9 protein-coding genes are annotated in these 10,903 nt (G+C 59.0%); 8 read left to right on the top strand and 1 reads right to left on the bottom strand.

The features are described from left to right. Nucleotides 1–436: 436 nt before the first annotated feature. The 8 genes from HMPREF2857_RS01285 (at nt 437) to HMPREF2857_RS01250 (ending at nt 9,547) form a co-directional block, all read left to right on the top strand. Nucleotides 437–1,822, top strand: a complete 1,386-nt coding sequence (locus HMPREF2857_RS01285) for a dipeptidase (RefSeq protein ID WP_069358940.1) — start codon at nt 437–439, stop codon at nt 1,820–1,822. A gap of 237 nt (nt 1,823–2,059) precedes the next feature. Then, on the top strand, nt 2,060–2,614 hold the full coding sequence (locus HMPREF2857_RS01280) for a 2-isopropylmalate synthase (RefSeq protein WP_070642301.1): 555 nt from the start codon (nt 2,060–2,062) through the stop codon (nt 2,612–2,614). A gap of 219 nt (nt 2,615–2,833) precedes the next feature. After that, a complete protein-coding gene (locus HMPREF2857_RS01275) occupies nt 2,834–5,971 on the top strand; it encodes a Na+/H+ antiporter subunit A (protein WP_070642299.1) in 3,138 nt (1,045 codons plus the stop codon). After that, the gene (locus tag HMPREF2857_RS01270; RefSeq protein ID WP_016421505.1) at nt 5,968–6,483 is read left to right on the top strand and encodes a Na(+)/H(+) antiporter subunit C; all 516 of its coding nucleotides are present in this window, start codon (nt 5,968–5,970) and stop codon (nt 6,481–6,483) included. The genes HMPREF2857_RS01275 and HMPREF2857_RS01270 overlap by 4 nt, the downstream gene beginning before the upstream one ends. Then, the gene (locus HMPREF2857_RS01265; RefSeq protein ID WP_070642296.1) at nt 6,473–8,179 is read left to right on the top strand and encodes a Na+/H+ antiporter subunit D; all 1,707 of its coding nucleotides are present in this window, start codon (nt 6,473–6,475) and stop codon (nt 8,177–8,179) included. Before HMPREF2857_RS01270 ends, HMPREF2857_RS01265 begins: the two co-directional genes overlap by 11 nt. Continuing rightward, the gene (locus HMPREF2857_RS01260; protein WP_070642293.1) at nt 8,176–8,793 is read left to right on the top strand and encodes a Na+/H+ antiporter subunit E; all 618 of its coding nucleotides are present in this window, start codon (nt 8,176–8,178) and stop codon (nt 8,791–8,793) included. The genes HMPREF2857_RS01265 and HMPREF2857_RS01260 overlap by 4 nt, the downstream gene beginning before the upstream one ends. Further along, nucleotides 8,790–9,200 (top strand): monovalent cation/H+ antiporter complex subunit F, encoded by a 411-nt coding sequence (locus HMPREF2857_RS01255; protein ID WP_049189490.1) that lies wholly within the window; start codon nt 8,790–8,792, stop codon nt 9,198–9,200. Before HMPREF2857_RS01260 ends, HMPREF2857_RS01255 begins: the two co-directional genes overlap by 4 nt. Then, nucleotides 9,197–9,547 carry a monovalent cation/H(+) antiporter subunit G gene (locus tag HMPREF2857_RS01250; RefSeq protein ID WP_016421509.1) on the top strand — a complete coding sequence of 117 codons (351 nt, stop codon included), beginning with the start codon at nt 9,197–9,199 and terminating at the stop codon, nt 9,545–9,547. The genes HMPREF2857_RS01255 and HMPREF2857_RS01250 overlap by 4 nt, the downstream gene beginning before the upstream one ends. Before the next feature lie 122 nt (nt 9,548–9,669). Here HMPREF2857_RS01250 and HMPREF2857_RS01245 read toward each other — a convergent pair whose 3' ends face one another. Further along, nucleotides 9,670–10,893: a glutamate--cysteine ligase gene (locus HMPREF2857_RS01245; RefSeq protein WP_016421510.1), complete on the bottom strand. Its 1,224-nt coding sequence runs from the start codon at nt 10,891–10,893 to the stop codon at nt 9,670–9,672. Nucleotides 10,894–10,903 lie beyond the last annotated feature (10 nt).

The raw sequence follows: 10,903 nt of genomic DNA, 5'->3' as shown, positions 1-10,903 counted from the left end.
CGTTGCGACCCTTCGGGCCCAGCGTGACCTTGACAGCGTCTGCCAGGGTATTCAGACCCGTTTCGAGACCGCGGCGGGCCTCCTCGTCAAATGCAATCATCTTAGCCATGAGGTTTGAAGAATCCTCCGTCTATTTATGTGGCACTTACATTGGAAGTTGACCCAGGCGCCCGCGACGGCATGTGATTCGAGGGAAGCGCCGCCCTCTCCATCACCGGAGTCAACACTGTACTTTTTAACGACTTTTCAACACTTGTTTCAGCACACGCATACACAAGGTGTGAAGTTGTTTTTATTAGCACTCAATTAGAGCAAGTGCTAATTCACTTTTCTAGCACTCAACCCCATCGAGTGCAAGGTTAAGCATTGTCACTCCTGGCGTCACTCCTGATGCCACTTCCAACGCCATCATGGTTGTGCGCCTACACTGTCGCACATGAGCATTATTAATAAGGAACTCACGGAGACCCTGCGAGACCACATCTCCAGCCAACGCGAGACCATCCGCACCCAGCTGACCGAGCTGGTGGCCTTCCCCTCCGTACACGGCACCGAAGAAACCAAGCAGGCCTGCATTGACGCAGCTCAGGCGGTTACCGACATGTACGCAGAGCTGGGCATCGAACTGGAGGCGCACCACACCGTCGACGGCTCGATTGCACTGTCGGGTTTCGTCCCCGGGTCGTCGGAAAGCGCGAAGACCGTACTGCTCTACTCCCATTACGACGTTCAGCCGGCGGGCGACGAATCCGCCTGGACCGCAGATCCATGGACGCTCGACGAGCGCGACGGTCGCTGGTACGGCCGTGGCACCGCCGACTGCAAGGGCAACGTGGTCATGCACCTAGCTGCGCTGCGCGCGCTGCGTGACGACGCGCTTGCGGGCCGCGTCGACATGCCAAACATCAAGCTCATCGTGGAAGGTTCCGAGGAGCGCGGATCGGCGGGCCTGAACAACCTCATCGCCACGCAGCCGGAGCTTTTCGACGCCGACGTCATCCTCATTGCGGATGTCGGCAATGCCGAGGTTGGCCAGCCGACACTCGTGACCACCCTGCGCGGCACCGCTGATGTGGAAGTTCGCGTCGATGCGCTGGAGCAGCCGGTGCACTCGGGCATGTTCGGCGGCGCAGCTCCGGATGCACTGGCGGCGTTGATTCGTATGCTCGACAGCCTGCGCGATGAAAATGGCTTTACCTCTATTGACGGCCTGGACTGCTCGCAGCGCTGGGAGGGTCTGGACTACGCGCCAGAGACTTTCCGCGCCGACGCAGGTGTACTCGACGGCGTGGACCTAATTAGCAACGAGGACGCTTCCGTCTCTGACCTGACCTGGGCTCGCCCGTCTGTGATTGTGACCGGAATCGACTGCCCACCAGCGACCAATGCTGTCAACGCAATTTCATCGACTGCTATGGCGCACATCAACTTCCGCATCCCAGGCGGCGTCGACCCGGCCGAAGCACAGGAGGCACTGGAGAATCACCTGCGCGCGCATGCTCCGTGGGGCGTGAAGGTGACGGTCGAGCGCGACGAGCTAGCAAACCCATTCCGGGCCAATGTTGAGGGCAAGGTTGTGCAGCTGGTTGCCGACAGCCTGTCGGCCGCCTACGGCAAGGAGACGGCAAGCATGGGCGAGGGAGCCTCGATTCCGCTGTGCGCCACTTTGCTGGAGGCCGTACCAGGTGCTGACATCGCACTCTACGGTGTGGAAGAGCCACAGGCCCGCATTCACTCGGCCGACGAATCGGTGGACCCGAACGAGATTCGCGACATCGCTATTGGCGAGGCGGTTTTCCTAGCTTCCGTCAACGGAATTTAACGGGCACATCAAAAAATCTGTCAGATTATTAGATGAATGACTTGTGTCACATCTTTTTTCTGTAGTAAGGTTCGACCCATGCAGCAGAACATTCTTATTCGAGTAGCGAAGGCTACGAACCCCGGTGGAGGCCGACAGGACTGACCCCTCCACGCGGGGTCTCTGGCCGCAACTTCTCGAAGCACTTGGTTGGTCCGCCACTCACAGCAAAGCAATTAAGCAAAGGACCAGAAAAGAATGTTTTCCACTCGCACCCAGAAGAACATGTCCACTTCGACGACCTTCACGGGCAAGCGCCCTTCGTTGGAGCACCAGGACAACGGAAATGTGCGAACTTATTCCGACGATCCGTTTAGGGCTCGCTTCGGACATCGCCTGCCTCGTGGCTTGAGGCAGGAAGCTCGTGGCATGAACTGGCAGAAGTTCAAGGACATTTACTCCCCCACGAACGGCCCGGTTCAAATCAAGAATTTCGAGGCAACTCGTGGCACCCTGAGCCGCTGGAACTTCAACGCTGATTTGTCGCTGACCGACAAGGACGGCCGTACCCGTACCTTCACCCAGGAAATCACCGCTATGGGGCCGGTGTCGGCTTGCACCAACTTGCTGGCTGATGCAGGTTACCGCGTTGAAATCGTGGAGTTCCACCAGTTCGAGATTTTCGAGGCTACGGCTACCTTTGTCTACGCAGGTCACAACAATGACCATGTGTGGACCATGGGCTTTGGCCAGACTCCGGAAGCTTCCGTGCTCTCCGCTTTGGTCTGTGCTGCTAACCGCTTGCATGGCTAATGCGCAGCTGACATTCGAGTAGCGCACGAGTAATAAATGCGCCAATCTTGGGGCTTGGCAGTCGATTGCCAAGCCCTAAAAAATGCCCAAATCCTCACCCCCAAATTTTCACCACACCGGAAAAAATTTCCCGTTTTCTCACACTCGGTTAACCCCGTTTTGAATGCTTAAGTCCCTAAAACGGGGTTGCATGAACCGGTGTGTTCCGTTCATTATGGAATGGTGACTTCTCTCCTGTGCATCCTGTTCCTTACGGCAGCGATTGCACCATGGACGATTAAGTGGCTCGGAACCCGCGGGTTCCTCGTTCTCAGCCTCCCTCTGGCAGGTGGCGCTATCTACACCGGCGCCCATCTGGTTCGCTTAGCTCTAGCGAATGGAAACGGGGAAACTTCCGCCACCACGCAACCCGCCGTCACGCATTTTTCGTGGATGCCCATTATCCACTTGGATGTAAACCTGCGATTAGGTCCTATTGAATCGCTCTTCGGCACACTGGTTTTGACCATCGGCTTTCTCGTACTGGTGTATTGCTCCGGATACTTCGTCAATCCGCCGCCCGGAAAACGTCGTCGAATAGGCTCCTTCGCAGCCCAAATGGTTGCCTTCGCCGCGGCTATGTACGGGCTGGTCATCAGCGACAACATCATGCTGATGTTTGTCTTCTGGGAAATTACCTCGGTTCTTTCCTTCCTCCTGGTGGGCTACTACGCCGAGCGAGCTTCCTCCCGTCGCGCAGCAGGCCAGGCACTCCTGGTCACGACACTGGGCGGGCTAATCATGCTGGTCGGTATCGTCCTGATGGGAGTGACCACTGGGTTCTGGAACTTCTCCGACCTCACAGCACCTGGCGCGCTGACCACGTCACAGCTGAACTCCACAGCAATCTCCACCGCCGCAATCCTGCTGGTCATCGGCGCACTTTCTAAATCCGCTATCGCGCCCTTCCACTTCTGGCTGCCCGGCGCAATGGCCGCCCCTACCCCGGTTTCTTCCTTCCTGCATTCGGCAGCGATGGTCAAAGCCGGTGTGTTCCTGGTCGCCCGACTTGCGCCAACTTTCAATGCCACCAACGCGTGGCAACCAATCATCATCCCGCTCGGCCTTTTGACCATGATTATGGGCGGCTGGATGGCTCTGCGCCAGAAGGATCTCAAGCTGATCATGGCGTATGGCACTGTCAGCCAGTTGGGATTCATCATCACGGTAGCGTCGATAGGCACGCGTGCGACGATGCTGGCGGCCCTGGCGCTGACTCTCGGACACGCCATGTTCAAGGCCACTCTGTTTATGACGGCGGGAACGATTGACAGGCTGACTGGTACGCGCGATATCCGTAAGCTCTCTGGCTTGGGCAAGAAGTCGCCACAGTTGCTGGTGATTTCGATTCTCGCTGCCGCCTCGATGATGGGTGTGCCGCCGTTCTTCGGCTTTGTCGCCAAGGAAGCGGCGCTCGAGGCCACGCTCAATGCTGAACCACTGCACGGTATGCCGGCGGTGTTCACCACTATTGGCCTGGTCGTAGGCTCGATTCTGACCGTGGCGTACTCGCTCTACCTGCTGCGTGCCGCGTTTGCGACCAAGCCCAGCACGCACGCCAGCGGCGGTGGCACTTCCCCCGCCGTCGCCGAGATGGATTCCCCGACCTGGGATCAGATTGGCCCGGCATGGCTGCTGGCGCTGGCAGGTCTGGTTTTCGGTCTGATTCCGCGGGTCCTCGACTCGACTATCTCGCCCTACCTCACCAATGCCTACCCGAATGCGGAAGCAGAATCGCACCTGGCTCTCTGGCACGGTTTCACCCTTCCTCTGGCGCTGACAGCCACAATTCTGATCACAGGTGGCATCATGCACTGGCAGCGCAAACTGGTGCGTCAGCTACAGTTTGAACAGCCGGCTCTCGGTAGTGCCGATGCGCTTTACGACGGCATCCTGGACTTGGCCCGCCGTCTTTCTCTCCGTGCCACTGCTGCGACCCAGCGTGGTTCCCTTCCGTTGAATGAGGCGGTCATTTTGCTGACCCTCATCGTGCTGTCCATCGGCGCCTTGTTGCTCGGTGAGCGTGATGAGCTCCGGATGGAACTGTGGGACTCTGCACCGCAGGGCGCGGTCGCGTTGATTATGATCATCGCGGCTCTGGCCGCCACCCAACAGAAAAACAGGCTCTCCGGTGTCATCCTGGTAGGTGTGACCGGCTACGGCTTGGCCATTATCTTCGCCATGTACGGTGCACCTGATTTGGCTCTGACGCAGCTGCTGGTTGAGACGGTCTCAATGATTGTTTTCGTGTTGGTGCTGCGCACGCTCTCGCCGCGGGCACCGGCATCAAATCCGAGGTGGATACGACACCGTGCATGGCTGGCCATCGCAGTCGGTGTCACTGTCCCAGTGTTGGCCGCCTACGCTATGGGCTCCCGTCGTACTGAGCCAATCTCCGGCGACATTCCGCCGCTGGCTCACGACATTGGGCACGGCCAGAATGCGGTCAACGTACTTCTTGTCGATATCCGCGCCTGGGATACCTTCGGTGAAATCACCGTGCTGGTGATGGTGGCGCTGGGGATTACCTCGCTGGTATTCCGCACGCACACGATGCACATGCGCTCAAAGATTAAGCCACAGCGGAATCGTGCTCGCCGCAACACCCGCTGGTTGAACACCATCGATGAGTCCGGTGAAGCCGAGCGGTTGCGCTACCCAATCATGGTTCTGGTGGCATCGCGCGCGCTCTTCCCCGCCATGATGGTGGTTTCCATCTACCTCTTCTTCGCCGGCCACAACGATGTCGGTGGTGGCTTCGCAGGTGGCCTCGTGGCTGCGCTGGCACTGACCATGCGTTATCTCATCGGTGGGCATCGTGAACTGGCAGCAACTCTGCCAATTCCTACCGAGGTACTTCTCGGCGGCGGTCTGCTGGTGTCGGCTCTTAGCGCCGTATGGCCACTGTTCGTGGGTTGGGCTCCGCTGACTTCCTGGTACGGCTCGCGGGAAATTCCGCTGCTCGGCGACGTCACCGTTGTCTCCCCTATGCTCTTTGACCTGGGTGTGTACATGATTGTCGTTGGCACGATTGTCTACATCCTGCGCAGTTTGGGCGGCGGCATCGATGCTCAGATAAACCTTCGCGCTGAGCGTGATCGTTCACGTCGTGTGAATCGAGCCGCACTCGGCCAGTCCCGCCAGCTGCGCAGCAAGTTGGCGGCGGCTAAGCCCGCAGGTGTTAAGTCCGCAGGTGCTAAGCCCGCAGGCGTTAAACCTGCCGGCACTAAACCCGCAGGCACTGCCAACACAGCCACCTCGGAGGCCTCAGAACCGACAGCCCCAGCTAGGACCGAAGGAAAGGACACTCACCAGTGATTCTCAATTTTGTTCTGCTAGCTACTGTCGGCACGCTGATCGCCACAGGGGTGTACCTGTTCCTCGATCGTTCGTTGACCAGGATGCTCATGGGGCTGTTGCTGATGGGCAACGGTATCAACCTGCTCATCCTGCTTGGCTCTGGTGCACCGGGGCAACCACCGATCTGGGATAGAGAATCGCTAGTCAGCGATGCCCAGGCCGACTCGCTGCCTCAGGCCTTCATCCTCACCGCGATTGTTATCTCTATGGGCATGACCGCCTTCCTGCTGGCCCTGCTCTATCGCCAGCACCGCTACCACATCGGCGATCACGTGCAGGATGACCACGAAGACCGCAGTCTGGCACTGCGTCGCGCCAGCGACCCGTCGGCTGCTCCGGATCACGACAAGTCCGACGACCCCACCACCGGTCGTCCCACGGAGGCCGGAGATAACTTCGGTCCGGTCTGTTTCGAAAAACCCGTTACCCCACCATCCAACACCCCAGGAGGTGACGACGATGACGACTGAGCAATTAATCCTGGCGCTAATCCCGCTTCCTATCATCGTCCCCGCCGCCACCGCCGCAATTGCTCTGCTGCTGGCACGTTTTCCCAAAGCACAGCAGGCGATCGCGCTGTTTTCACTCGGCAGCCTGCTGGGAGTCGCCAGCGCACTGGTGTATCTCATCTACGCGCACGGCATCCACACGGTCCAGGTGGGCGGCTGGGACGCACCAATCGGCATCACGCTCGTGGCCGACAACCTCGCAGTGCTGATGATTACCGTCTCCCAGCTGGTCCTCTTTGCCGTGATGTGGTTCGGCATCGGCCAGGGTATTAGCGACGGTGACGAAGATGAGCCGATCTCCGTCTTCGTTCCGACGTACATGTTGCTCAACATGGGTGTCTCGATGGCCTTCCTGGCTGGCGACCTGTTCAACATGTATGTCGGTTTCGAGGTTCTGCTCGTAGCCTCCTACGTGCTGCTCACGCTGGGAGCATCGTCATCACGCACTCGCGCAGGCGTGTCGTATGTGATGGTCAACATGCTGTCCTCGATGGTGTTCCTGCTGGCGATTGGCCTGGTTTATCAAGCGGTCGGCACGGTGAACTTCGCGCATATTTCCCTGCGTATGGAGGACATTCCCGATGGCACCCGCACCGCAATCTTCGCAGTGTTGCTCGTTGCCTTCGCGGTGAAGGCGGCGGTGTTCCCGCTGTCGGCGTGGTTGCCAGACTCCTACCCCACCGCACCGTCCATGGTCACCGCAGTCTTCGCGGGTCTGCTGACGAAGGTGGGTGTCTACGCGATCATCCGCACGCGCAGTGTCGTCTTCCCCGACGGCAGGCTTGACGACGTCCTGATGTGGGCCGGCCTAGCGACAATGCTCATGGGCATTCTCGGCGCCATGGCCCAAAATGACATCAAACGTCTCTTGTCATTTACGCTGGTGTCCCACATCGGATACATGATCTTCGGTATTGCCGTCGGCAATACGCTGGGGCTCGGCGGCGCAATCTTCTACATCGTCCACCACATTCTGGTGCAGACGGCGTTGTTCCTGGTGGTCGGACTTATCGAACGCCAGGCGGGCTCCTCCTCCCTGCGCAGTCTCGGTGGCCTGGCCAAATCCTCGCCGCTGCTGGCGCTGCTATACCTCGTGCCCGCGCTCAACCTCGGTGGTATCCCACCGTTCTCGGGCTTCCTGGGCAAGGTCATGCTGATTGAGGCGGGTGCCCAAGACGGCTCCGCCACCGCGTGGATTCTGGTTGCGGGTTCGATTATCACTAGCCTGCTGACCCTCTACACCATGATTCTCGTCTGGTCGAAAGCCTTCTGGCGTGACCGTTCCGATGCCCCCGAGGGTGACACCGTGCTGGCGCAACCAGCTGCACTCCGGGAAAGGACGCAGATGGTCGCTATCGCAGAACGTGACGACGTCGGCCGGATGCCACTCGGCATGGTGATGCCGACGGCCCTACTGGTGATTGCCTCTGTGGGCGTGACTCTTCTGGCCGGACCGCTGTCTAATGTGGCTACCGAAGCGGCGAGCAACGTCGCGAATGTTGATGACTACCGCGCGGCAGTTCTCGGTATCGAATCGGCTGATGGCAAGGGACTGGAGCAGCTGAAGAACCCAGGCCGCACCAAGAGCCCGTGGGAGTCGGACCCGGTGACCGAACATGCCACCAGCACGTTGGAAGGAGCAGGTGAAAGCTCATGAGTAAAGCTCGCGCCAGGGTGGCCGCAAAACGACCACCGCGTATTTCAATCCTGTTGTTCCTGTTCACGCTGATTATTTGGGTCATGCTGTGGGGCGAAGTGACATTTGCCAATGTGCTTTCGGGAATCCTGGTAGCCACGTTGCTCAACCTCGCCATGCCTATCCCGCCAAACAGCGCGCTGGACATCAACTTCGGTGGCATGGTGCGACTGTTCGGTTCCTGGACAATCGACTTTGTGAAGGCCTCAATCAGTGTCTCCTGGCTGGCCATCCGACGAGCTGATCCACCACCGACGGCCATCATCAAGGTCCCTATGCGCACCAATGACGATATTTCGCTCACGACTGCAATGGCACTGATTAACTTGCAGCCGGGCGGCATCATCGCGGACATCGATAAGCGAGAAAAGACGCTGACCATGCACATTCTCGATGCGTCGTCGACAAGCAAGGTAGCCGAGCAAATCAACCAGCTGACACGAATCGAGCGTCGGGTTATTCGGGCGTTTGAAAACCGCGATGTCAACGAGCAACCGACCAAGCCGGTGCCAAGTGACAACCAGGCGAGCAGCGACAAGAGCGGCGAGAAGAGCAGCGAAAGGAGTAGCCGATGAACCCGGAAGTTTTTAACACTCTGCTCGGAGTGGCTGCCGCAGGCTATTTCATTGCGGTGATGATTACCCTCGGACACATGATCGCAGGCCCAAACTCGCTGGACCGCCTGGTGGCGCTGGAGTCGACGACTGCAATGCTGCAGGGCATGCTCGCTGCGTTCATGGCCTGGAGCTTGGACACTTCGGTGGTCTACCCAATGCTCATCATTGCGCTGCTCGGTTTCCTGTCTTCGCTGGCGGTCGCCAAGTTCCGTGTTCCGGATGACGGAAAGCAGCCCGCAAAGAGCTCCCGGAAGGGTGCGACGAAAGCAGCCGGAAAGGTCGCCACAAAGAAAACCGCACAGAAAGCGGCGCCTAAGGCAACACCGACAACGGCTCCAAAAACAGCGAAGGGAGAGTCCAAATGATTCTCGTGGCAGACATTATCGCCATCACACTCATTCTCACCGGAATGCTACTGTGCGTTGCAGCGTCCGTGGGATTGATACGCTTCCGCGACACCATCAGTCGGATGCACGCATCCTCCAAGCCACAAACACTGGGGCTAATTTTGACGCTGTCGGGCTCGCTTGTACACGTCGCCACGCACGCGTCAGCTCACACAACTACTAGCAGTGACTTGGCTCTATTGACCCTGATTATCCTGTTTGCTCTGGGAACATCGCCGATTGTTAGTAACCGCGTTGGCCACGAGGCGTTCAAGGAGAGGCTCGTCGACGAGGACAGCCTGGCCCGCGATGACAGCCGAGAATAACGAGAGGACAATGGCCTTAAGTTACTGACTGGGTTTATGACAAAGTGACTAGGTTTATGCACCTCAAAAGTGCTATAAGCCTAGTCACTATTTTTGTCTAGGAACACACCGCTTAACGACGGCTAGTCGTCTACTTGCTCGTGGAAATCTGCAGGCGCTATCGGATGCCCGGCGCGCAGTTCCTGCACCGCAAGATCCACGGCGGCACGCCACGGGGTGTGGCCAATGCGCTCTTCGTTCGCCCGTACGTCGTCCTCGGTAGCCATGGACGGCAGCGCCCCGGCCGCATCCGCCACAGTGCGCTGCCGCTCGTATGCCGCGCCCATTTCCACGATGTTGTTGACGAATTCCAGTTCGGCTCGGCAACCCAGTTCGTCGGCAAGCGGGGCGAGTTGAACCACAAGTTCACGGAGTTCGTCGCGAACCCACCGCTCGTCGGTATCGCGATTGACGATGACCAGCGCGTCCATGCCGTAGCGGGCGGCGCGCCACTTGTTTTCGGCGATGTGCCAGGACTGCAGCGACGGTAGCTCCTCGCCAGCCTCCCACATGCGGTCGTAGTAAACCGTCAGACAGTGCGTCAATGCCACGATAGCGGCGAGTTCCTGCAGGTTAGAGGTAGCGTCAGCGACACGAATCTCAATGGTGCCGTACTTTGATGCCGGGCGAATGTCCAAGTGCATCGAGCCGGTGTGGTTGATGACGCCGGAGCGGGACTGGTCGTGCATGTAGGACTCCCACTCGGGCCACGTGTAAATCGCCGGCGGCTGACCAGCGGTGGGAAGCTGCTGGTAGAGCAGGCTTCGGTTGGAAGCGTACCCCATGTCCTCGCCGTTCCAGGCCGGTGAGGAGGCAGACAGCGCCAACATGTGCGGCAGCTTCGTTGCCAGGGCCTGAATGATCGGCCAAACGCGTTCGGAATCCTTAATGCCAACGTGGACGTGGACTCCCCAGATGATCATCTGGTTGCCCCACCACTGAGTGCGGTTGATGATTTCGGAGTAGTGCCCCTTGGCGCTGACCTGCTGAGCAGTACCGCGGGCGAACGGATGCGAGCCCGATGACCACACATCCACCCCAACGCGGTCAGCGGCATCGAGAACCATGTCCAGCTGGCTTTGGAGCTCCGCTACGGCATCGGGCACGTTCATGTGCACACCGGTGACGAGCTCCACTGTGTTGGCGAGGAACTCGCGCTGGAGCCCATGTCCGGGATGCTCCGCATCGATGATGTCGAGCACCTCGGCGGCAGCGGGAGCGGTGTCGCGCGTTCGTCGGTCAACGAACGCCACTTCCCATTCCACTCCCAGAGATGGCTGCGCCGATCCGGAAAATTGCTCAGTCATACCGCTATTT

Origin of the sequence: Corynebacterium sp. HMSC076C10, from assembly GCF_001812455.1 — a bacterium.
GTDB lineage: Bacteria > Actinomycetota > Actinomycetes > Mycobacteriales > Mycobacteriaceae > Corynebacterium > Corynebacterium jeikeium_D.
Note: the sequence above shows the minus strand (reverse complement) of the source record. Positions and strands in the feature narration are given on the sequence as shown.

What these genes read in the sequence shown, in the direction of transcription:
- HMPREF2857_RS01265 (WP_070642296.1), top strand. Translation starts at nt 6,473, where the DNA reads ATGACGACTGAGCAATTAATCCTGGCGCTAATCCCGCTTCCTATCATC.
- HMPREF2857_RS01285 (WP_069358940.1), top strand. Translation starts at nt 437, where the DNA reads ATGAGCATTATTAATAAGGAACTCACGGAGACCCTGCGAGACCACATC.
- HMPREF2857_RS01250 (WP_016421509.1), top strand. Translation starts at nt 9,197, where the DNA reads ATGATTCTCGTGGCAGACATTATCGCCATCACACTCATTCTCACCGGA.
- HMPREF2857_RS01275 (WP_070642299.1), top strand. Translation starts at nt 2,834, where the DNA reads ATGGTGACTTCTCTCCTGTGCATCCTGTTCCTTACGGCAGCGATTGCA.
- HMPREF2857_RS01260 (WP_070642293.1), top strand. Translation starts at nt 8,176, where the DNA reads ATGAGTAAAGCTCGCGCCAGGGTGGCCGCAAAACGACCACCGCGTATT.
- HMPREF2857_RS01280 (WP_070642301.1), top strand. Translation starts at nt 2,060, where the DNA reads ATGTTTTCCACTCGCACCCAGAAGAACATGTCCACTTCGACGACCTTC.
- HMPREF2857_RS01255 (WP_049189490.1), top strand. Translation starts at nt 8,790, where the DNA reads ATGAACCCGGAAGTTTTTAACACTCTGCTCGGAGTGGCTGCCGCAGGC.
- HMPREF2857_RS01245 (WP_016421510.1), bottom strand. Translation starts at nt 10,893, where the DNA reads ATGACTGAGCAATTTTCCGGATCGGCGCAGCCATCTCTGGGAGTGGAA.